The 20,426-nt window shown below is 70.6% G+C and carries 21 protein-coding genes; 4 read left to right on the plus strand and 17 right to left on the minus strand.

Annotation, left to right across the window (positions count from 1 at the left end):
• Positions 1–429 precede the first annotated feature (429 nt).
• Both WN71_RS08630 and WN71_RS43330 read right to left on the minus strand, forming a co-directional pair.
• Positions 430–1,041 (minus strand): TetR/AcrR family transcriptional regulator, encoded by a 612-nt coding sequence (locus WN71_RS08630; RefSeq protein WP_046592148.1) that lies wholly within the window; start codon positions 1,039–1,041, stop codon positions 430–432.
• Between the two features lie 351 nt (positions 1,042–1,392).
• The gene (locus WN71_RS43330; RefSeq protein ID WP_143074817.1) at positions 1,393–1,524 is read right to left on the minus strand and encodes an MBL fold metallo-hydrolase; all 132 of its coding nucleotides are present in this window, start codon (positions 1,522–1,524) and stop codon (positions 1,393–1,395) included.
• 507 nt (positions 1,525–2,031) lie between these two features.
• On the opposite strand from WN71_RS43330, the gene WN71_RS08640 reads away from it, so the two are divergent.
• Genes WN71_RS08640 through WN71_RS08650 form a run of 3 tightly spaced genes read left to right on the plus strand, consistent with a single transcriptional unit; the run spans position 2,032 to position 5,371 of the window.
• Positions 2,032–3,270: an MmgE/PrpD family protein gene (locus WN71_RS08640; protein ID WP_046592149.1), complete on the plus strand. Its 1,239-nt coding sequence runs from the start codon at positions 2,032–2,034 to the stop codon at positions 3,268–3,270.
• The gene (locus WN71_RS08645) at positions 3,267–4,451 is read left to right on the plus strand and encodes a CaiB/BaiF CoA transferase family protein (RefSeq protein ID WP_046592150.1); all 1,185 of its coding nucleotides are present in this window, start codon (positions 3,267–3,269) and stop codon (positions 4,449–4,451) included. The genes WN71_RS08640 and WN71_RS08645 overlap by 4 nt, the downstream gene beginning before the upstream one ends.
• A 23-nt stretch (positions 4,452–4,474) precedes the next feature.
• A complete protein-coding gene (locus WN71_RS08650) occupies positions 4,475–5,371 on the plus strand; it encodes an enoyl-CoA hydratase-related protein (protein WP_046592151.1) in 897 nt (298 codons plus the stop codon).
• Positions 5,372–5,413: 42 nt separating this feature from the next.
• Here the strand turns inward: WN71_RS08650 and WN71_RS08655 are convergent, their stop codons facing one another.
• The 12 genes from WN71_RS08655 to WN71_RS08710 form a co-directional block, all read right to left on the minus strand.
• On the minus strand, positions 5,414–6,064 hold the full coding sequence (locus WN71_RS08655; protein WP_046592152.1) for a TetR/AcrR family transcriptional regulator: 651 nt from the start codon (positions 6,062–6,064) through the stop codon (positions 5,414–5,416).
• A gap of 59 nt (positions 6,065–6,123) precedes the next feature.
• Positions 6,124–7,674, minus strand: a complete 1,551-nt coding sequence (locus WN71_RS08660) for a long-chain-fatty-acid--CoA ligase (protein WP_107469600.1) — start codon at positions 7,672–7,674, stop codon at positions 6,124–6,126.
• Positions 7,675–7,909: 235 nt separating this feature from the next.
• Positions 7,910–8,674 (minus strand): 3-oxoacyl-ACP reductase FabG, encoded by a 765-nt coding sequence (gene fabG, locus WN71_RS08665; protein WP_046592154.1) that lies wholly within the window; start codon positions 8,672–8,674, stop codon positions 7,910–7,912.
• Between the two features lie 49 nt (positions 8,675–8,723).
• Positions 8,724–9,182: a MaoC family dehydratase gene (locus WN71_RS08670; protein ID WP_046592155.1), complete on the minus strand. Its 459-nt coding sequence runs from the start codon at positions 9,180–9,182 to the stop codon at positions 8,724–8,726.
• Between the two features lie 37 nt (positions 9,183–9,219).
• The gene (locus tag WN71_RS08675) at positions 9,220–10,092 is read right to left on the minus strand and encodes an HTD2 family dehydratase (protein WP_046592156.1); all 873 of its coding nucleotides are present in this window, start codon (positions 10,090–10,092) and stop codon (positions 9,220–9,222) included.
• A complete protein-coding gene (locus tag WN71_RS08680) occupies positions 10,089–11,255 on the minus strand; it encodes a thiolase (RefSeq protein ID WP_046592157.1) in 1,167 nt (388 codons plus the stop codon). The genes WN71_RS08675 and WN71_RS08680 overlap by 4 nt, the downstream gene beginning before the upstream one ends.
• Complete coding sequence (locus WN71_RS08685) at positions 11,252–11,620, minus strand: Zn-ribbon domain-containing OB-fold protein (RefSeq protein WP_046592158.1); 369 nt, start codon at positions 11,618–11,620, stop codon at positions 11,252–11,254. Before WN71_RS08685 ends, WN71_RS08680 begins: the two co-directional genes overlap by 4 nt.
• On the minus strand, positions 11,617–12,795 hold the full coding sequence (locus WN71_RS08690; RefSeq protein WP_046592191.1) for an acyl-CoA dehydrogenase family protein: 1,179 nt from the start codon (positions 12,793–12,795) through the stop codon (positions 11,617–11,619). The genes WN71_RS08685 and WN71_RS08690 overlap by 4 nt, the downstream gene beginning before the upstream one ends.
• Positions 12,796–12,804: 9 nt before the next feature.
• A complete protein-coding gene (locus WN71_RS08695; protein WP_046592159.1) occupies positions 12,805–13,959 on the minus strand; it encodes an acyl-CoA dehydrogenase family protein in 1,155 nt (384 codons plus the stop codon).
• 28 nt (positions 13,960–13,987) lie between these two features.
• The gene (locus tag WN71_RS08700) at positions 13,988–15,148 is read right to left on the minus strand and encodes a thiolase family protein (protein ID WP_046592160.1); all 1,161 of its coding nucleotides are present in this window, start codon (positions 15,146–15,148) and stop codon (positions 13,988–13,990) included.
• A gap of 34 nt (positions 15,149–15,182) precedes the next feature.
• Positions 15,183–15,941, minus strand: a complete 759-nt coding sequence (locus WN71_RS08705; protein WP_046592161.1) for a 3-hydroxyacyl-CoA dehydrogenase — start codon at positions 15,939–15,941, stop codon at positions 15,183–15,185.
• Between the two features lie 41 nt (positions 15,942–15,982).
• Positions 15,983–17,140, minus strand: coding sequence for an acyl-CoA dehydrogenase family protein (locus tag WN71_RS08710; protein ID WP_046592162.1), 1,158 nt, complete (start codon positions 17,138–17,140; stop codon positions 15,983–15,985).
• A gap of 184 nt (positions 17,141–17,324) precedes the next feature.
• Here WN71_RS08710 and WN71_RS08715 point away from each other — a divergent pair, with 184 nt between their 5' ends.
• Complete coding sequence (locus tag WN71_RS08715) at positions 17,325–18,173, plus strand: SDR family oxidoreductase (protein ID WP_046592163.1); 849 nt, start codon at positions 17,325–17,327, stop codon at positions 18,171–18,173.
• Between the two features lie 85 nt (positions 18,174–18,258).
• Here WN71_RS08715 and WN71_RS08720 read toward each other — a convergent pair whose 3' ends face one another.
• Genes WN71_RS08720 through WN71_RS08730 form a run of 3 tightly spaced genes read right to left on the minus strand, consistent with a single transcriptional unit; the run spans position 18,259 to position 20,401 of the window.
• A complete protein-coding gene (locus WN71_RS08720) occupies positions 18,259–19,155 on the minus strand; it encodes an acyl-CoA thioesterase (RefSeq protein ID WP_052743219.1) in 897 nt (298 codons plus the stop codon).
• Entirely contained in the window at positions 19,152–20,021 is an 870-nt protein-coding gene (locus WN71_RS08725; RefSeq protein ID WP_052743220.1) for an HpcH/HpaI aldolase/citrate lyase family protein, read from the minus strand. The genes WN71_RS08720 and WN71_RS08725 overlap by 4 nt, the downstream gene beginning before the upstream one ends.
• Positions 20,015–20,401: a Zn-ribbon domain-containing OB-fold protein gene (locus tag WN71_RS08730; RefSeq protein ID WP_052743221.1), complete on the minus strand. Its 387-nt coding sequence runs from the start codon at positions 20,399–20,401 to the stop codon at positions 20,015–20,017. Before WN71_RS08730 ends, WN71_RS08725 begins: the two co-directional genes overlap by 7 nt.
• Between the last annotated feature and the right edge of the window lie 25 nt (positions 20,402–20,426).

Consider the following 20,426-nt stretch of genomic DNA (forward strand, 5'->3'; position numbering starts at 1 on the left):
GCGTGCCCACCTTCACGGGGGAAGGCCCCCGCCACCATCGTCATGGGCCGTCCTCGAAGCTGACCGGCCATGCGCACTGATGCCTTGCGGGCCTGTGCGGCAGCCTCAGGCACTGCGCTGGCGCCGGGAAGGCGCCGGGTGGCGATACCCGCTGCGCAGGCACCCGGAGCGATCGCCCGGATCCCCTCTCGTGCTCCCGTGCGAGCCGCGCAAGCGAGGAGTGTAACTGTCTGTTCTCTATCCGTTCGCGCAGTTGGACAGGTTCGAACGGGCGCCTGGTTCGGGTGAGTTGTTCAAGGCCAGTGCATGAAGGAAGGGCCTCTTGGTAGCTCGCGGATGTCGGGTCTCGTCGCATGAAACCCGGTGCCCACTCCCGGGGATCAACCTCAGTCGAACCCGTACACCACTTCCCTGGACGCAACCCCGGCCCTACCTGCGCACGGCCTTGCGCACCGAGCGCGGCCGATACTCCACCACGGTCAGCGCCAGTGACACGTAACGCTCCACGAGTTCTTCAGGGGTCACCTCGCCCTCGGGCCGGTACCACTGCGCGATGGCGTTGCACATGGCGATGACCGCGCGACGGGCGTCCTCCGGGTAGGGCGTCAGGAACATGCCGTCGGCCATTCCCCGCTCGATGACCTCACGGAACTGCTGGGTGCCGCGCTCCTCGTTCTTCCGGTAGCGGGCGAGGTGTTCCGGTTCCAGGCTGCGTCCCTCAGTGAGCACGATGCTGCTCTTGACGGGGTGCTCGATACGGAACCGGACCGTGGCCGCGACCAGTGCTTCCAACTGTTCGGCCGGGTCGTCGCCCGCCTCCCGCAGGGCGGTGTCGCAGGCGCCGAAGTAGGCGTCGAGACCGTCGTCGAGGATCGCGACGAGGAGTTCCTGCTTGCCCTTGTAGTAGTAGTACAGCGCGGAGAGGCTGACCCCGGCCCGCTTGGCGATGTTCCGGATCGAGGTCGCGCCGTACCCCTGCTCGGAGAACTCCTCGCGGGCGGCCTCGATGATGGCCTTGTGGCCTGCGGGTCGCGTGGACACGGTGCTCCGATCGTCTCAGCGGCTCAGCTCACTCCGTGACTGAACAGTCGTACAACTAGCGACGCGCCGTCATCGTACCGCCGTGGGCCATGCCCATCCAGGATTCCTTGATCCATGCGGTACCTGACCAGCGACCATTCCCAGAGCAATCGTTCAGGTCGCGCGGGTCAAGCACTGCCCACTGTCCAGATATGCCCCTGTTCGCCCCGACGCCGTACATGTACTGGGCGCGGCGCAGCATGGCGGGCCCGGCGACGACGTTCTCGCTGACCGCTTCCTCCATGAAGCCCTCGGGGCGACGATCCGCACCCGGCCGGCCGCGACGGGGAGCGTGTCGCCGCGGTGGCGGCGCTAGAGCGCGAGGGCGGCGTCCGCGCACTCCTCGCTGATCAGCGGGTCGACGATGACGAGCCCGTCCGGGCCCTCGACGACGGTCATGTTGGACACGTCGAAGCCGCGGACCTGGTAGACGCCCTCGGTCACCTCGAACAGGCCGTGCAGGGAGTTGAGCCGGCTCTGGCGCCACAGGCTCGGGTCGGCGGTGTCGGGGCAGTCATCGGCGAGGAACGACCAGCGTTCGTTGTCCCAGACCCCGGCCCGCCGCGTTCTTGATCACGCGCGGTTCCAGGGTGCCGAGTCGGCCTCGGCGGGCGTTCGTGACGTCGGTCCGGTCGCCCCAGTCGAGCGGGGACACGGCGGTGGATGGGGCGGGCATGCTGCCCCGTTTCGTCGTGCGGGGGTTCGGCGTACGGCGGGTCTTCGTCCGGTGATGCGTCATGCGGTTCGTGGTGCGGCGTTCGTCACGCACGGGGGCATGGTGGGTGTAGCCCCCATCTGTTAACTTAACGATCGTTCGAATTAATTGCGGGCTGCACGTAACCATGGCCGCCCGGCACAGTCAACCGATCCGACAACCCTGCCTCCCGTGGCGCGCCCCGCCCTTTCGTCGGCCCGTGCGGCGCCACCGATCACCCCCTTCGGGAGAGACGCATGCCGTACCTCGCCGAGGAGCTGGCCGCCTGGGCCCACGCCCTCGATCCCTCCCCCGCCGACCTGCGCCTGGCCGAGCACGCGCTCAGGGACACGGTCGCCGTGTCCTTGGCCGCACGCGGGCACCGCATGGCCGGCCTGTCCGCAGGACTGCCGGAAGCCGCCCGCTGGGCCGCGGTCGGCCACGTACTGGACTTCGACGATCTGCATCTGCCGTCCACCGCGCACATCTCCGTCGTGTGCGTGCCCGCGGTGCTCGCGGCCGGCGGCGGCGCTCGTGAGTACCTGGCCGCGGCCGGGGTGATGGCCCGGCTCGGCGTCGCGCTCGGCTGGGGGCACTACACCAGCGGCTGGCACGCGACCTGCACGACCGGTGCCCCGGCGGCCGCCGTCGGAGCGGGCCTCGCGCTGGGCCTGGACACCGAGGGCCTGGCGCGCGCGATCTCGCTGGCGCTGCCCGCGGCAGGTGGGGTGCAGCGGGCGTTCGGCACGGACACGAAGTCGCTCCAGGTGGGCTTCGCGACCGAGGCCGGAGTGCGGGCGGCACGACTGGCGGCGGCCGGCGCGGGCGCCGACCCCTCCGCCCTGGACGCGTGGCTGCCGTTGGTCGGCGGCGACCGGGAGGCCCTCGCCGCCGACGCCTTCGCCCCCACCACCGCTGCTGTGCCCGGCGGCCTGGCGACCAAGATCTTCCCGTGTTGCTACGCCATGCAGCGCCCGATCGGCGCGGTCCGCGAACTGATCGCCGAGCGAGCGATCAGTTCGTCCGATGTCGTGCGCATCGTCGTGCGCACGCCGAAGGCCGCCGTGCACCCGCTGATCCACGCCCGCCCGGACACCGGTCTGCAGGGCAAGTTCAGCCTGGAGTACGCCGTCGCCGCGGCGCTGCTCGACCGGCACCCCGGGTTCACGTCGTTCACCGACGAGCAGGTACGCCGTCCGGCCGCACGCCGCCTGGTGGAGCTGGTCGAGGTCGTCATGTCGCCCGACGGCGACGGCCTGTTGACCGGCGAGACGACGGTGGAGATCACCACGGTCGACGGCGCCGCACACACCGCGACGCTCGCCTTCCCGCCCGGATCGCCCGCACTCCCCGCTACCGAGACCGAGTTCGCCGCGAAGCTCGCGGACTGCGGCTCCGACGTCGTCGGCCTCCTGACCGGCCTCGACTGGAAGGGCGCAGCCGAATTGATGCGCGCTTCCTTCCCCTCCACCGCGTGCCCCCTGGAGAACGAATGACCCGCCTGCCCCTGGAAGGCGTCACCGTCGTCAGCCTGGAGCAGGCGGTCGCGGCGCCGTTCGCGACCCGCCAGCTCGCCGACCTCGGCGCCCGCGTCATCAAGGTGGAACGGCCCGGCGCCGGTGACTTCGCCCGTGGCTACGACGAGTCCGTGCACGGCCAGTCGAGCTACTTCGTGTGGCTGAACCGCTCGAAGGAGTCGGTGGCGCTCGACATCAAGTCGCCCGGCGGCCGCGAGGTCCTGGAGAGGCTGCTCGGCGAGGCGGATGTGTTCGTGCAGAACCTGGCGCCCGGCGCGGCCCGGCGCCTGGGCCTCGGCGCGGCCGAACTCTCTCGGCGTCACCCGTCGTTGATCGTGTGCGACATCTCCGGATACGGCAACACCGGGCCGTGGGCGGACCGCAAGGCGTACGACTTGCTCATCCAGTGCGAGACCGGTGTGGTGTCGCTGACCGGCACTCCCGAGGCGCCCGCGAAGGTGGGCATCTCGATCGCCGACATCGCGGCGGGCATGTACGCGTACTCGGGCATCCTCACCGCGCTCTACGAACGCCGGGAGTCCGGTGTGGCGCGGCCCGTCGAGGTGTCGCTCTTCGAGGCGCTGTCCGAGTGGATGGGCTCGCCCGCGTACTACACGGCGTATTCGGGCACGCAGCCCGCGCGCGTGGGTGCGCAGCACGCAACGATCGCGCCGTACGGTCCGTTCGACGCGGCCGACGGGAGGACGGTGCTGCTCGCGATCCAGAACGAGCGTGAATGGGCCTCGTTCTGCGCCGTGTTCCTCGACGATGCCGCCCTGGCGACGGACGACCGGTTCCGCAAGGGGTCGTCGCGCGTGGCCCGCCGCGAGGAACTGAACGCCGTCGTCGCCGCACGCTTCGCGGAGCTCACCGCCGCCGACGCGGTGAAGCTGCTCGACGAGGCGAAGGTCGCCAACGCGCGCCTCAACTCGGTCGCCGATTTCTGGGACCATCCTGTCCTCGCGGGGCGTGACCGGTGGCGGGACGTCGCCACACCCGGCGGCACCGTCAAGGCACTCCTGCCACCCGCCACGCCCACGGGCCTGACGCCCCGTATGGACCCTGTCCCGGCGGTCGGCGAGCACACCGAGCCCGTACTGCGCGGACTCGGCTACGACACCGACGCCCTCGCCGAGCTGCACGCCGGGGGTGCGCTGTGACCGATCACACCAGGAGCACGAAGATGCAGGAGGCCCGGAAGGTGACGGAGAGGTACGAGCAGATCTCCTACGGCGTCGCCGACCGCGTCGCCACGATCACGCTCGACCGGCCCGAAGCCCGCAACGGCTACACCCGGCAGATGGCCGACGAGATCACGGACGCGCTGCGCACCGCCGACGCCGACCACGCCGTGCGCGTCGTCGTCCTGACCGGCGCGGGCCAGGACTTCTGCGTGGGTGCCGATCTGTCGGCCGGTTCCGGCAAGGAGCAGGGCTTCACGCAGAAGGTCGACGAGGACACGGCGCGGCAGGTCGCGGACGGTACGTACCAAGAGCCCGCCGGCCTGGTCACACGTGTCCTGTACGCGATGAACAAGCCGGTGGTCGCCGCGGTGCGCGGCGCCGCCGTGGGCGTCGGCTCGACGATGCTGCTGCCCGTCGACTACCGGCTCGCCGCGCACGGCACGAAGTTCGGCTTCCCGTTCACGCGGCGCGGCATCGTGCCCGAGGGCGCGTCCGCATGGTTCCTGCCACGTCTGGTGGGCTTGGCGAAGGCGCTGGACTGGCTGATCTCGGGCCGCATCGTGCCGGCCGAGGAAGCCCTCGACGCCGGGCTCGTGCACAGCCTGCACGAGTCGGACGACGTGCTCGACGCGGCGTACGCGCTCGCCCGCGGCCTGGCCGACCAGACCGCACCGGTCTCGGTCGCCGTCACCCGGCAGCTCGTGTACCGCATGGCCTGGGCCGAAAGTCCCGAAGCCGTGCACCGGCTGGACTCGCGTCTCGTCTTCGACACGGTGCGCGGCGCCGACGCGCGGGAAGGCGTGAAGTCGTTCTTCGAACGGCGGACGCCCCAGTTCCCGGGGCGGCTTCCGGAAGACCTGCCGGAGTACCTGCCATGGCGGGAGGGAACGGCCTAGCCGCTCCCGACGAGATCCGTTCCTTGCGGACCTCTCGGACGCTCAGGCCGGCACGGGTCCGAACCCCGCGAACAAGCTGGATGCCAGCTCCCTGACCCGGGAGTGCAGCTCGTCGCGCGGCAGCCCGTAGAGCGGCACAGGGCCCTCGAAACCCGGCTCGCACGGCGCGACCGCGAGATACGGCAGCAGCACACTGGCGAGCGCCGCGAACATGTCGGGACTCGCGTCCGCGCGGAGGTCGCCACGCGCGACCGCCTGTCGGGCGAGCGAGGCGACCTCCGCGGTGTACAGGCGGCGGGCCGGTTCGTGGACGGCGGTGCGCACCTCGGGGTCGATCTCCAGGTGGGTGGCGGCGATGACGCCGCGTTCCAGCGGATGGGTGGCGAAGTAGTCGACCCAGGCGAGGACGCCGCCGCAGAAGAAGGCGTGGTAGGTGGTGTCGCGCGGAAGGGTGCCGAGCCAGGGCGCGAGGGCGTCACGGACCCGCTGCGCGGCGGTCTCGGCGACATACCGGAACAGGTCGAGCTTGTCGTCGAAGTACTGGAACAGCGACCCCTTGGCCACGCCCGCCTCGCGCGCGACGGTGTTGAGGCTTCCCGCCGAGTAGCCGTGACGCCCGAACTCGGTCATCGCCGCGGCGGTGATCCGCTCGCGGCGCGCGGGATCGAGTCGCTGCCAGGTCGTCGTGGGCAAGGATCCTCCGATGGGGCGTCGCACGGTCGTGTGCACGCCCCATCATGGCAGGTGCGGCGTCAGCTGTCGGGGCTCAGTTCACTGCGCAGCACCCGCTTGAGGATCTTGCCGCTGGGATTGCGCGGCAGCTCGTCCACGAAGTGCACGACGCGCGGCTTCTTGTAGGAGGCCACGCGGTCACGCGTGAAGGCGATGAGGTCGTCGGCGCTCACGGGGGCCGCCTCCGGGCGGAGCACGACGGCGGCGGTGACCGCCTCGCCCCACGTCTCGTCGGGTGTACCGAACACGGCGACGTCGAGGACGGCGGGGTGTTCGGCGAGCGCGGACTCCACCTCTATGGGATACACGTTCTCGCCGCCGGTGATCACCATGTCCTTGATGCGGTCGGTGATGAAGAGGTAGCCGTCCTTGTCGAGGTAGCCGGCGTCACCGGTGCGCAGCCAGCCGTCCGCGGTGAACAGGGCGACGTTCTCGTCGGGCCGCTGCCAGTAGCCGGGGGTGAGGTGGTGCGAGCGGGTGAGGATCTCACCGACCGTGCCGGGCGGCACCGTCTCCCCCGTCACTGGGTCGGCGATGGCGACCTCGACGTCGGGCCGGGTGTTGCCCGCCGAGCGCAGCAGCGCGGAGCGCGGCCCGTCCACGACGTGGTCCTCCGGGAGCAGGCGCGTGGCGGAGCCTGTCGTCTCGGTCTGCCCGTACTTCTGGTAGAAGCCGCAGCCGAAGGTGTCCATGGAGCGGCGCAGCAAGGCCGGGGTGATCGGGGAGGCGCCGTAGACGATGAGTTCGAGCGCGGAGAAGTCGCGTTCGCCCACGCCAGGCAGCTGGGTCAGCAGGTGGAGCACGGCGGGCACGAAGAAGGCGTGGGTGACGCGGTGGCGTTCCATCTCCTCGACGACACGCGCCGGGACCAGGTCGGCCAGCGCCACGGTGTGCGCGCCCGCGCTCAGTGCCGTGACCAGCCAGCCGGTGCCGGCGATGTGGAAGACGGGCATGGCGTTCAGGGCCACCGAGGACTGCTGCCAGCCCATCTCGCGGAGCTGGTGCTCCCCCGCGCTGACGTTGCCCAGGGTGAGCTGGACGCCCTTGGGCAGGCCCGTGGTGCCGGAGGTGTAGAGCTGGAGGAAGACGGCGTCGCCGTCCTGGCCGTGACCGGGGTCGTCCGCGCTCGCGTCGTCGAGCCAGCGTTCGTACGTCCGCTCGCCGTGCTCCTCGCCCGCACCGGACTCGGTGACGAGGTCGATGCCGGGCAGGGCGGCGCGTACGGCGCGGGCCTTGGGCAGGAACTCGGTTTCGGTGAGGACGACACCCAGTCCGGCGTCGCGGGCGACGGCGATCAGCTCGGGCTCGGCGAGCCGCCAGTTCAGCGGCGTGGCCACGAGACCTGCCTTGGCACAGGCCACCAGCAGCTCGGCGGCCATCAGGCCGGGGCGGACCAGGTAGCCGACGCGGGCACCGTCGGGCAGCCCCAGCGCGAGCAGCGCCCGGGCGGCGCGATTGCTGCGCGCGTCGAGATCCGCGTAGGTGCGGGTCTCGGCGCCTTGGGTGACCGCCGGCGCGTGCGGGCGGCCGGCGGCGTGACGGCGTACGGCATCGGGCAGAAAGGGGCCCATGCGGGATTCCTCCATCGGCGTCGGCGACGAGGCCGGGTGCGGAAGGGCGGGAGTGCGGCCGTGAGGGGGCACTCCTGGAAGGGGAATCGAATGTGACCGGGTGGTCATATTCCGACGGGACGAGCATCGTCGGCGGACCCGCCTCTGTCAATGCCTTGAACGAACGTTCAAAGGCGGGACGGGGAACGGCCACGGCGCGGGAGCACGCCGTGGCCGTTCACGAAGCGTTCGCGCGTCAGGCCCGCGGCCCGCCCGCCACGTACAGCACCTGTCCGGAGACGAACCCGGCGGCCTCGCCCGCGAAGAACGACACGGCGTTGGCGATGTCCTCTGGTGCGCCGACACGGGCGACCGGGATGTTCGACGCGGCTCGCGCCTTGAAGTCGTCGAAGGACATCCCGACGCGTTCGGCGGTCTTCGCGGTCATCTCGGTGGCGATGAAGCCGGGCGCGATGGCGTTGGCGGTGACGCCGAACTTGCCGAGCTCGATCGCGAGGGTCTTGGTGAAACCCTGGAGTCCGGCCTTGGCGGCGGAGTAGTTGACCTGGCCGCGGTTGCCGAGGGCCGCGGTGGAGGACAGGTTGACGATGCGGCCCCATCGGGCCTCCGTCATGTACGCCTGGCATGCGCGGGACATCAGGAACGCGCCGCGCAGATGGACGCCGATGACGGAGTCCCAGTCCCGCTCGGTCATCTTGAACAGGAGGTTGTCGCGGGTGATGCCGGCGTTGTTGACGAGGACGAGCGGCGCGCCCAGCTCGGCGGCGACCCGCTCGACGGCGGCCTTGACCTTGTCCGCGTCGGAGACGTCCACACCGACGGCGAGGGCGCGGCCGCCGTCCTTCTCGATGGCGGCGACGGTGTCGGCGCAGGCCGTCTCGTCGAGGTCGAGGACGGCGACGGCATAACCGTCCTGCGCCAGGCGCTGGGCGGTGGCGGCGCCGATGCCGCGGGCGGCTCCGGTGACGATCGCGACCTTCTGGGCGGCCTCGGAAGACATGATGCACTCCATTGTCGTGTGCGGGTCGGTTGGTGGTGTCGGAGCGTGGTCAGGCGTAGACGCGTACGACGGTCTCGGCCACGCAGGCGGGCTTGTCGGAGCCCTCGATCTCGATGGTGACCTTGTTGACCACCTGGTGTCCGCCGCCGGGCACCTCGTCGGCCGAGACGATGTCGATCGAAGCGCGGACGCGCGAGCCGGCCTTGACGGGGTTCATGAAGCGGACCTTGTTGAGCCCGTAGTTGACGCCCATCTTGACGCCCTCGATCTTGTAGATTCCCTGGGTGAGGACCGGGATGAGGGAGAGGGTGAGGTAGCCGTGCGCGATGGTCCCGCCGAAGGGGCCGTCCGCGGCGCGCGCCGGGTCGACGTGGATCCACTGGTGGTCGCCCGTGGCGTCGGCGAACGTGTCGATGCGGTCCTGCGCGACGGTCACCCAGTCGCTGACACCGACGTGGGTGCCGACCGCGGCGGCGAACTCGGCGGGAGAGGGGAAGACCTTGGGCATGGGGATGACTCTTCTTTCTCTGGTGGCTCGCGAACGCCTATGCCAGCGTCGCCGTGCCGGTGATGCCGGGCACGGCGCCCGTCAGACCCGCGTCCAGCGCGACCGCGTCGCCGTCCCGTGTGCCGCGCACCTGGAACTCGCCCGGCGCGAACAGCGGTGCCGTGGAACGGAACGAGAAGGCGGTGACGGCGCGCTCCGGAACGTGGCGGCGCGGCAGTTCGAGCAGGGCCAGGGCGAGCAGCGGGCCGTGCACGACGAGGTCGGGGTAGCCCTCGACGTCACGGGCGTAGTCGCGGTCGTAGTGGATGCGATGGGCGTTGTAGGTGAGCGCGCTGAACCGGAACAGGAGCGACGGGTTGGGGCGCAGACCGAACGACCATTCAGGTGCGCTCCGGCGATCGGCCTGCCGGCCGGTCTTCGGCGCGGTGGCGCGGACATCTCCGGGCTGCTTGTACACGATGTCCTGTTCCTCCACCGTGCGGACCTCGCCCTCGACGAGGAGGGTGTGCCGGACGGTCACCAGCAGCAGCGGTCCCGCCCCTCCCTCGCGGACCCGCACGGACAGGACCTCTGAGCTGCGCGTCACCAGGTCACCGACGCATAGCGGCGCGTGGAAGGCGTACCGTCCACCCCCGAACATGCGCCGGCGTTGGGGCAGGGGCGGCAGGAACAGTCCGTCGTGCGGGTGGCCGTCCTCGCCGAGCTCCGCCTGAGCGGGCCTGTCGAGCAGGTACAGCCAGTGCCACAGGGGTGGCAGTGGATCGCCCACTGCTGTGGCCGCGGGCGGCTGGTCGAAGAGGCCGGACAGGGCCTGGGCGGGCGCGGCCGTGAGGAACTCGGTGGTCTCCACGGGAGCGGGCCGCCATGCGGCCTCGATCCGGGCGAAGGTCTCGCGGACGTCGGCCGTCATCCGAGGGCCTCCGCCGTGCCGAGCAGCGCGGTGGCCTGGCTGGAGAGGACACCGCCGTTGCCGTTGACGAGCGCGACGTTCGTGTTCGCCTGCTGGCGGGCGCCGCCCTCGCCGCGGAGCTGGCGCACGGCTTCGATGATCAGGAAGATGCCGTACATGCCGGGGTGGCAGTACGACAGGCCGCCGCCGTTGGTGTTCACCGGCAGCTCGCCGCCGGGTGCGATCCTCCCGTCCGACACGAACGCCCCGCCCTCTCCCTTCTCGCAGAACCCCAGGTCCTCCAGGAACAGCAGGGTGTTGATGGTGAACGCGTCGTACAGCTCGACGACGTCCACGTCGCTCGGCTTCAGTCCGGCCATCGCGAAGGCGCGGCGCCCCGAGTCGACGGCGGCGGTCGTCGTCAGGTCCGGCATCTGCGACATCGAGCGGTGCCAGGTGGCCTCGCCGCCACCGAGGAAGTACGCCGGGGCGGTCGGCAGGTCCCGGGCCCGCTCGGCACTGGTGAGGATCACCGCGCCGCCGCCGTCGGTGACCAGGCAGCAGTCCTTGGACGTCAGCGGGTAGCTGATCATCTGCGAGGACAGCACGTCCTCGACGGTCAGCGGGCCGCGTCCGTAGGTGAACGCCTTCGGGTTGAGCTGCGCCCAATGCCGGGCGGCGACGGCGACCTCGGCGAGCTGCTCACGCGTCGTGCCGTACTCGTGCATGTGCCGGGAGGCGGCGAGAGCGTACATGGAGACGGGGTAGCGGGGTCTGTAGGCCTCCTCCCATGGCAGCAGCGTCGTCGGGGAGACGAGCCGGCCGCCGTCGGAGCGCTGGGTGGAGCCGTAGGCGATGAGAGCGGTGGTGCACAGGCCCGCCTCGATGGCCATGGCGGCGTGCAGCAGGTGGGCGACGAAGGAACTGCCTCCGACGTTCGTGGAGTCGGCGTACACGGGCCGGATGCCCAGGTATTCGGCGACGTCGAGGGTCGGGAACGGGAGGTACGACGACGCGCAGAAGAAGCCGTCGATGTCGGACTTCTTCAGGCCCGCGTCCTTCAGCGCGCGGGCGGTGGCCTGACCCATGAGGTCGAAGTGGGTGAGTCCGGGGGCGACCTGGCCGAGGTCGGACTCGGCGACTCCCACGACGGCGACCTTGCCCCGCAGATCCGTGCTGCTCATTCCTGGTCCCCCAGCGGTCGGAAGACGGCGAGCGGCGCGCCCTCCTCCTCGATCACGGCCAGTCCCACCCGCGACCCGATCTCGACGTCCTCGGGCGCGACACCCTCGACGCGGCTCATCATGCGGAACCCCTCGTCGAGGTCGACCAGGGCGACGTTGTACGGGTCGGTGCCGCGCTTGTGCAGGACGGTCGTGGCGTAGACCGTGCCGAGTCCCGAACTCGTCCGCCACTCAAGGGGCTCGGAGCCACAGTGCGGGCACAGGACGCGCGGGTAGAAGACGGCGTTCTGGCAGTCGCCGCAGTGCTGGAAGCGCAGTTCACCGGTCGCGAGCCCCTCTTCGTATCCGGTCGAGGGGGCGGTCATCGGCGGCCTCCGTCGTCGACCCGGTTGCGGGCGATGTGCTGCTTGGCGATGACGTTGCGCTGGATCTCGTTGGTGCCCTCGCCGACGATCATCAGCGGGGCGTCGCGGAAGTACCGTTCGACGTCGAACTCGGTGGAGTAGCCGTAACCGCCGTGCACGCGCACCGCGTTGAGAGCGATCTCCATGCAGACCTCGGAGGCGAACAGCTTCGCCATGCCGGCCTCCATGTCGGCCCGCTCCCCCGCGTCCACCCGGGCGGCGGCGTCCAGGGTGAGCAGGCGGGCGGCGCGCAGCTTGGTGGCACCGTCGGCGAGGTAGTTGCCGATCGACTGGTGCTGCCAGATGGGCTGCCCGAAAGTGTGGCGTTCCTGGGCGTAGCGGGTGGCGTCGTCCAGGGCGGCCTGGGCGACACCGAGGGCGCGGGAGGCGACCTGGATGCGGCCGATCTCCAGGCCGCGCATCATCTGGGCGAACCCGGACCCGGAGGTGCCTCCGAGTACGGCCGACTCCGGCACCTTCACGTCGTCGAAGACCAACTCGCAGCTCTCGACGCCCTTGTAGCCGAGCTTGGGCAGGTCCTTGGAGACGACGTACCCCGCGTCCTTCTCCACCAGGAGAATGGAGAAGCCCTTGCCCTCCTTCGGCTCGGTCCGGCAGAGGAGAGCGATGAGACCGGCGCGGCGCGAGTTGGTGATCCAGGTCTTGGAACCGTTGACGGTCCACGTGCCGTCCGCCAGGACGGCCTTGGTGCCCATGGCCTGGAGGTCGGAGCCGCCACCGGGCTCGGTGAGCGCCATGGTGGCGCGCAGCTCGCCGGTCGCCATGCGCGGAAGGTAGGCGGCCTGCTGCTCGGGCGTAGCGAACGTGCGGATGAGATAGGTGACCACGGAGTGGCCGCCCATCGACCCGGACAGGGACATCCAGCCGCGCGCCAGCTCCTGGGCCACGAGCGCGAAGCAGGCGGTCGACACGTCCACGCCTCCGTACTCGGCGGGCGCGAGCAGACCGAACACACCGAGCTTCTTCATCTGCTCGACGAGCTTCTCCGGGTAGGTGTTGGAGTGCTCCAACTCCTGCACCACCGGCAGCACTTCACGGTCGACGAAGTCGGCGACGACCTCGACGATGGCCCGCTCGTCCTCGGAGAGCTGGGCGATGAGGGGGATCTCGGTCATGGCCATCGGCTACTTCACACCCTTCTGAGCGTCCTTGAGGAGGGCACGGCCGATGATCAGCTTCTGGATCTCGCTGGTGCCCTCGTAGATGCGGAACAGTCGCGCGTCGCGGTAGCAGCGCTCGACGACGGTTCCGCGCATGTAGCCCATGCCGCCGTGGATCTGCACGGCGAGATCGGCGGCCCTGGACACCATCTCGGAGCAGTACAGCTTGGTGGCGGAGGGCCTGAGCCTGCGGTCCTCACCGGAGTCGTACTTCTCGGCGGCGTCCAGGACCATGGCCCGGCCGGCCAGTACGCCGGTCTGGATCTCGGCGAGCATGGCCTGCACCAGCTGGAACTCCCCGATGGGACGGCCGCCCTGCCTGCTGGAGGCGGCGTAGGCGACGGACTCCTCCAGGATCCGCTCGGCCATGCCGACGCACAGCGCGGCGATGTGGATGCGGCCGCGGATGAGGGACTTCATGGCGGCACCGAACCCGGCGCCCTCCTCGCCGCCGACCAGTGACGCCCCGTCGACGCGTACGTCGTCGAAGAACACCTCGGCGGTCCAGGCGCCGGCCTGACCGGTCTTGTGGTCCCTGGGGCCGACGGTGACGCCCGGCAGCCCGGCCTCGACGAGGAAGACCGAGATGCCCTTCGTCCCGTACGACTCCTCACCGGTCCGTGCGAAGACCACGAACAGGTCCGCGAGCGGCGCGTTGGTGATGAAGCGCTTCGAGCCGTTCAGTACGTACCCGTCGCCCTCGCGCACCGCGCGCGTGGTCAGACCGGAGGGGTCGGATCCCGCCTCGGCCTCGGTCAGCGCGAACGAGGCGACGGCGCCCTCGGCGAGCCGGGGCAGCCAGTGGCGCTGCTGATCCTCGGTCCCGGCGTTGACGAGGACCTTGCCCGCGATGCCGTTGTTCGTGCCGAACATGGAGCGGAACGCGGGTGTGGTCCAGCCGAACTCGAAGGCCAGCTGTACGTCCTCGTGCAGGGAGGCCCCGAGTCCGCCGTGCTCCTCGGGCAGCGTGTACCCGAACAGGCCCATGTCCGCCGCCTTGCGCCGGATGTCCTCCGGTATCGCGTCGGTCTCCTCGATCTCGTCCTCGCGCGGGACCACGTCCTCGCGCACGAGACGACGCACGGCGTCCCGTACCGCTTTGAAGTCGGCGGCGTCCATGGTGTCCTCGGTCCTTCCGTGAGTGGTGTCAGAGCAGTTCGAGGATGGTGGCGTTGGCCATGCCGCCGCCCTCGCACATCGACTGCAGGCCGTAGCGGATGCCGTTGTCCCTCATGTGGTGCACCAGCGTCGTCATCAGACGGGCGCCGGAGCCACCGAGCGGGTGGCCGAGCGCCATGGCGCCGCCGTTGGGGTTCATCCGCGTGTAGTCGGCGCCGGTCTGCCGCTGCCAGCCGAGCGAGACGGAGGCGAAGGCCTCGTTGATCTCGTACGCGCCGATCTCGTCCAGCGCCAGGCCCGAGCGCTCGAGCACCTTGGCCGTGGCGGGAATCGGCCCCTTGAGCATGGTGATCGGGTCGACGCCGGTGACGACGCCGGTGTGGAACCGGGCGATCGGCGACCAGCCGTTGCGTTCGGCGATCTCGGACGTGGTGACGAGCAGCGCGGCGGCACCGTCGGAGATCTGCGAGGCGTTGCCCGCGGAGATGACGCCGTTCTCCTTGAACGGAGTCTTCAGCCCGGCGAGCTTTTCGGTCGTGGTGCCGCGGCGCACGCCCTCGTCGGTGTCGAAGACGGTGCCGTCGGCGAGGGTGACCGGGGTGATCTGGCCCTTGAAGCGGCCCTCGTCGATCGCACGGGCGGCGCGCTCGTGGGAGTCGGCGGCGTGCTGGTCGAGCTCCGCACGGGTGAGTCCGAACTCTTCGGCGATCATCTCGGCGCCGATGCCCTGGTTGAACTTGTAGTGGTCGTAGCGCTCGCCGACCAGCGGCCCGTACGGGGCGCCGACCTGGCCGCCCGCCCGCGTCGACCCCATCGGGACACGGGACATGGACTCGACGCCGCCCGCGACGGCGATGTCGTACTGCCCGGAGATGACTCCGGCGGCGGCCTGGTGCACGGCCTGCTGCGAGGAACCGCACTGCCGGTCGACGGTCAGACCGGGCACGGACTCCGGCCAGCCGGCCGCGAGCACCGAGTACCGGCCGACACCGCCGGCCTGCTCGCCGACCTGGGAGACACAGCCCCAGATCACGTCGTCGACGGTGACCGGGTCGAGGCCGGTGCGCTCGGCGAGGGCTTTGAGGACATGGGCGGAGAGGTCGACCGGGTGGATGCCTGACAGGGCACCGCCCGGCTTTCCCTTGCCGACGGGGGTGCGTACGGCATCGACGATGACCGCGTCACGCATGCTGAACTCCTTCGATGATCAAGGGTGTCGGGGTCTAGCGAGGAGCCATGCGGATCGCGCCGTCGAGGCGGATCGTCTCGCCGTTCAGCATCGGGTTGATGATGATGGACTCGGCGAGCCGCGCGTACTCCGCGGGCTGCCCGAGCCGCGAGGGGTGCGGCACCTGGGCGCCGAGCGAGTCCTTCGCCTCCTGCGGAAGACGGCCGAGCAGCGGCGTCTCGAACAGTCCTGGCGCGATGGTCATCACACGGATGTTCGTGCGGGCCAGGTCGCGGGCGATCGGCAGGGTCATGCCGACGATGCCGCCCTTCGACGCGGAGTACGAGCACTGCCCGATCTGTCCGTCGAACGCGGCGACGGAGGCCGTGTTGACGATGACGCCGCGGTCGCCGTCTACGGGCTCGTTGTCACCCATCGCCTGCGCGGCGAGGCGGATCACATTGAAGGTGCCGATCAGGTTGACCTCGACCACCTTGCGGAACCTGTCCAGGTCGTACGGGCCTTCCTTGCCGACGGTGCGGCCCGCGCCGCCGATGCCCGCGCAGTTGACGGTGATGCGCAGCGGGGCGAGCGCGGTGGCCGCGGCGACGGCCGCGCTGACGTCGGCCTCGCTGGTGACGTCACCGGGTGCGAAGGTGGCGCCCATCTCCTTGGCGACGGCGACGCCGTCGGACGTGGGCAGGTCGAAGATGACGACGCGGGCGCCGGCCGCGGCCAGTCGCTCGGCGGTGGCGCGGCCGAGACCGGAGGCGCCACCGGTGACCAGGGCGGAGGAGCGGGCATCGATCTGCATGGCAAATCCCTTCTGGACGGGCTGGGTTCGGGGCTCGGGGCTCAGAGGCCGAGCGACTTGGCGATGATCGTTTTCATCACTTCGCTGGTGCCGCCGTAGATCCGGGAGACGCGGGTGTCCGCGTACAGGCGGGCGATCGGGTACTCGGTGACGTAGCCGTAACCGCCGTGCAACTGGAGGCACTTGTCGATGACGCGGCCCGCGACTTCGGTGCAGAACAGCTTCGCCTTCGCCGCGTCGGCCACCGACAGCTCGCCGACGTCGTGCAGTTCGAGGGCCCGGTCGGCCATCAGCTGCGCGGCTTCGACCTCGGTGGCGCACTCGGCGAGGACGAACTTGGTGTTCTGGAAGTGGGCGACGGGCTTGCCGAAGACGGTACGGTCCTTGACGTACTGGGTCGCGAACCGCAGCGCGGCCGCGGCCGTGGCGGCACCGCCGACGGCGATGGCGAGCCGTTCCTGGGCCAGGTTGTGGGAGAGGTAGGAGAATCCCTTGCCCTCCTCGCCGAGCAGGTTCGCGACCGGGACCTGCACGTCCACGAAGGACAGCTCGGCGGTGTCGGACGCCTTCAGACCGATCTTCTGGAGCTTGCGGCCCACCGTGAAGCCCTCGCTCGCCGATTCCACGACGAGGATCGACAGACCCGCGCGACGGTCGGCCGGGTCGAAGGCCGCCGTGCGGGCGACGACGAGGACCAGGTCGGCGAGTGCTCCGCCGGTGATGAACGTCTTGGCGCCGTTGAGCACGTAGTGCGTGCCGTCGGCGGACAGCTCGGCCTTGGTCTGGATGTTGGCGAGGTCGGAGCCGGTGCCCGGTTCGGTCATCGCGATGGCCGTCATCAGGTCGCCGGTGGCGAAGCCGGGCAGCCAGCGCTCCTTCTGCTCCTGCGTGGCGTACGCCATCAGGTACGGCAGGATCAGGTTGGCGTGCACCGAGTAGGTGCCGAACGAGACACCGGCCCGCGAGGTCTCCTCCGAGGCGATGGCCGAGAACTTGAAACTGGTCTCCCCCGCGCCGCCGAACTCCTCGGGCACCTGGATGCCGAGCAGGCCCAGCTCGCCGAGCTTGCGGTAGAAGTCGCGCGGCGGGTGGCCGGCCTCCTCCCACTCGTGGTGGACCGGGACGACCTCCTTGGCGATGAAGTCCCGCAGCGTCTGACGGAACGCCTCGTGGTCCTCGTTGAACAGCGTGCGGCGCACGGCAGCCTCTTCTCCTGTGATCCACGGCGCCCGGTCGAATGTGGCGTGCGTCGTAGACGACTTGTTCGAACGATCGTTAAGTTATGTCCGTGCGGCAGGTCCTGTCCAGAGAGACAACGTCGAGGTGACCTGCTTCACGGCCCGCACCGCACCCTGCGGTATCGCTCCGGAAAGGACCACGCCGATGACCCCGTCCGCCTCAGGACGCCTCCCACTGACCGGCCGCACGCTCCTGATGTCCGGCGGCAGCCGCGGCATCGGCCTGGCCATCGCACTGCGCGCCGCCCGCGACGGCGCCAACGTCGCGTTGCTCGCCAAGACGGACACCCCGCGCCCCCGGCTCGCCGGAACCGTGCACACGGCCGCGGCCGAGATCGAGAAGGCGGGCGGCAAGGCACTGCCGATCGTCGGGGACGTTCGGGACGAGGACGACGTACGACAGGCCGTGGAGGCGACCGTCGAACAATTCGGCGGCATCGACGTCGTGGTGAACAACGCCTCGGCCATCACCCTGCAGAACCCGGGCGAACTCCCCCTCAAGCGCTACGACCTCATGATGGACGTGAACGTGCGCGGCACGTTCCTGCTGAGCTCCCTCGCTCTCCCGCACCTGCGCGCTTCCGGCCACGCGCACGTCCTGACGCTGTCGCCGCCGCTGAACCCGGACCGGCGCTGGCTGCGCGACCACGCCCCGTACACCGTCAGCAAGTACGGCATGACCATGCTCACCCTCGGCATCGCCGAGGAGCACCGAGGCGAATCCCTGTCCGCGAACTGCCTGTGGCCGGCGACCACGATCGCGACGGCCGCCACCGCCAGTCTCCGCGGAGCCGACGAGGCGGCGCGGGTCAGCCGGACCCCGCAGATCATGGCGGACGCCGCCCACGCCGTGCTGACCCGCCCGGCGGGGGACACGACCGGACACTGCCTGATCGACGAGGATGTACTGCGCGGGGAGGGCGTCACCGACTTCGGGGCGTACCGCGCGGACCCGGACAGTGACGCGGCACTGCGGACCGACATCTTTCTCTAGGCACGCCCGCCAGCCTGGCGCCGGAAAACCCCTGTCCCACGAGGTGATCTTCGTGGGACAGGGGTTTTCCGGGGTCAGGGGCCGCTCAGCGCACGCGCAGGAGCGCCTCCTGCGCGACCGACGCGACCAGGTCTCCGTCGCGCGTCCAGAACTCTCCGTGTGCCAGGGTGCGCCCGTCCCCGGCGACCGTGCTGCGGCACGCGTACAGCAGCCACCGATCGGGGCGGACCGGCCGGTGGAACCACATGGCGTGGTCGAGTGAGGCGAGGGCGACGCCGACGGGGCGGGGCTCGCCGTACGGCACCAGGGCCGTCGGGGCGAGCGGGGCGTCGGAGACGTAGGCCAGGACGCAGGCGTGCAAGGTCGGATCGTCGGGGAGCGTCCCGACGGTGCGTATCCAGGCGTAGCGGTCGATGCGCCCGGTTCCGGGGTGCGGGGCCGCCCGGGGCACCTCCCGGTACTCCAGGGCGTTACGCAGCGGATGGTCCGTCGGCCGGAAGGCCCAGCCGTCGCCGAGCCGCCCCGGATCCGGCACGTCCGGCATCTGCGGCTGCCGCCAGCTCCCGTCTCCCTGGGCCGACTTGAAGGACACGCTCATGGTCAGCGCCTCCTCGCTGTCCTGGACGGCGGTGGTCTGCCGCATGGAGTAGCTGCGGCCGTCACGCACCACGTCGGTGGCGTAGCGGACGGGCCGCTGAGGCGACAGGGCCCGCAGGAAGTACGCGTGCAACGAGTGCACGGCCCGATCGTGGTCGACGGTGCGGTACGCGGCGGCGAGCGCCTGGGCCAGGGCGGCTCCGCCGTAACTGCGGGAGGGAGCGCGACCGGGGTGGCAGTACCCCTCGACGATGCCACCGTCCGGCCCTTCCCCTTCCACCTCCCGCACGGAGATGTGCTCGCCCTTGCCCAGGGGGCCAGGACAAAGGGGGTCGGCTTCTTCCTCGTCCAGCGCTGCCGGCTCGTCGGCCGTGATCCCGCTCATCCGTCCATCACTCCCAAGGTCCGCAAGGCACGCAGGTAGACGGGTCGGTCCACCATCATTCCGGCCACGGTCACCACTCCTGCGCCGGCCTCCTCGAACGCGTCGCGCACGCTGCGGGCCCAGCCCAGCTCGGCGTCGCCGGGGGCGAACACGTGATGGGCGGCGTCCACCTGACCGGGGTGAATGCAGAACTTGCCGGCGAAGCCGACGTTCCGCGCCGACTCGGCCTGGTCCGTGAAGAGTTCGACGTCACGGTAGTCGGCCTCCGGTCCGTCGATCGCACCGATCCCGGCGGCGGCCGCGGCGTTGGCGACACGGGCTCGGGCGTACGCCAGCTCGCGCCCGTCGCGGGTACGGGGCACGCCGAGGGACGTGGTGTAGTCCTCGGACCCGAGGGAGACCCCGTCGAGCCGGGGCGACGCGCGGCAGATCCGCTCGACGTCGGCGAGACCGGCCGCCGACTCGATCCACGCCATGAGCCGCACCGAACCGGCGTCCAGGCCTCGTACCGCTTCCAGATAGTCGAGGTAGTGACCTACCCGGACGAGGGTCTCCGCGTCGTCGACCTTCGGCAGATGCAGTCCGTGCAGGCCAGGCCCCACCACGGCGTCCAGGTCCGCTTCCAGGAGCCCGGAGTCCAGGGCGTTGGGACGCACCCACAACATCCGCCCCTGTGAGGGGAAATCGGCCAAGCAGTCGGCGACGAGGCGCCGTGCGCTCGCCTTGTCGGCCGGCGCGACCGAGTCCTCCAGATCGAACGCGATGCCTTCCGCGGGGACGTCCCGTGCCTTCGCGAGGAACCTCTCGCTGCTGCCCGGGACGGACAGCAGGGACCGCGGCACGCGCCGCACGAGCCCGCTCACCATCGTTCTCTCCTCAGGGGATCGAGGCGGAAGACGGGGATGCCATCGGGCGCGACCTCGACGATGGACACGGACGCCCCGAAGGGCGTGACCGCGCAGGGGGACATTCCCTTGACGAGGCAGCGCATGCGCACTCCGTCCGCCAGTTCCACGACGGCGACCATCCGCGGGCGGTGTCCCTTGCGTCGCACCTCGACGACGCCGCTCACCGTTCCGTGGCCGGGGCTGGTCGACCAGCACAGTTCTGTGGACGAACAGGTGGGACAGAGCAGCACGGTGCGGAAGACGACCGTCGAACACCAGGTGCAGCGTTGATAGCGCAGTTCTGTGTCGACCGTCGGCGGGCCGATCCTCTGCTCGCGCTGGACGGTTCGCACGTACATGGGTGTTACAGCCTTTCTCGGTGCC

The organism is Streptomyces mangrovisoli, assembly GCF_000974985.2.
Lineage (GTDB): Bacteria > Actinomycetota > Actinomycetes > Streptomycetales > Streptomycetaceae > Streptomyces > Streptomyces mangrovisoli.

Bases quoted from the DNA above. Each gene is read 5' to 3' on its own strand.
- WN71_RS08640 (WP_046592149.1), top strand. From the start codon at position 2,032: ATGCCGTACCTCGCCGAGGAGCTGGCCGCCTGGGCCCACGCCCTCGAT.
- WN71_RS08645 (WP_046592150.1), top strand. From the start codon at position 3,267: ATGACCCGCCTGCCCCTGGAAGGCGTCACCGTCGTCAGCCTGGAGCAG.
- WN71_RS08650 (WP_046592151.1), top strand. From the start codon at position 4,475: ATGCAGGAGGCCCGGAAGGTGACGGAGAGGTACGAGCAGATCTCCTAC.
- WN71_RS08660 (WP_107469600.1), bottom strand. From the start codon at position 7,674: ATGGGCCCCTTTCTGCCCGATGCCGTACGCCGTCACGCCGCCGGCCGC.
- fabG (WP_046592154.1), bottom strand. From the start codon at position 8,674: ATGTCTTCCGAGGCCGCCCAGAAGGTCGCGATCGTCACCGGAGCCGCC.
- WN71_RS08670 (WP_046592155.1), bottom strand. From the start codon at position 9,182: ATGCCCAAGGTCTTCCCCTCTCCCGCCGAGTTCGCCGCCGCGGTCGGC.
- WN71_RS08675 (WP_046592156.1), bottom strand. From the start codon at position 10,092: ATGACGGCCGACGTCCGCGAGACCTTCGCCCGGATCGAGGCCGCATGG.
- WN71_RS08680 (WP_046592157.1), bottom strand. From the start codon at position 11,255: ATGAGCAGCACGGATCTGCGGGGCAAGGTCGCCGTCGTGGGAGTCGCC.
- WN71_RS08685 (WP_046592158.1), bottom strand. From the start codon at position 11,620: ATGACCGCCCCCTCGACCGGATACGAAGAGGGGCTCGCGACCGGTGAA.
- WN71_RS08690 (WP_046592191.1), bottom strand. From the start codon at position 12,795: ATGACCGAGATCCCCCTCATCGCCCAGCTCTCCGAGGACGAGCGGGCC.
- WN71_RS08695 (WP_046592159.1), bottom strand. From the start codon at position 13,959: ATGGACGCCGCCGACTTCAAAGCGGTACGGGACGCCGTGCGTCGTCTC.
- WN71_RS08700 (WP_046592160.1), bottom strand. From the start codon at position 15,148: ATGCGTGACGCGGTCATCGTCGATGCCGTACGCACCCCCGTCGGCAAG.
- WN71_RS08705 (WP_046592161.1), bottom strand. From the start codon at position 15,941: ATGCAGATCGATGCCCGCTCCTCCGCCCTGGTCACCGGTGGCGCCTCC.
- WN71_RS08715 (WP_046592163.1), top strand. From the start codon at position 17,325: ATGACCCCGTCCGCCTCAGGACGCCTCCCACTGACCGGCCGCACGCTC.
- WN71_RS08720 (WP_052743219.1), bottom strand. From the start codon at position 19,155: ATGAGCGGGATCACGGCCGACGAGCCGGCAGCGCTGGACGAGGAAGAA.
- WN71_RS08725 (WP_052743220.1), bottom strand. From the start codon at position 20,021: ATGGTGAGCGGGCTCGTGCGGCGCGTGCCGCGGTCCCTGCTGTCCGTC.
- WN71_RS08730 (WP_052743221.1), bottom strand. From the start codon at position 20,401: ATGTACGTGCGAACCGTCCAGCGCGAGCAGAGGATCGGCCCGCCGACG.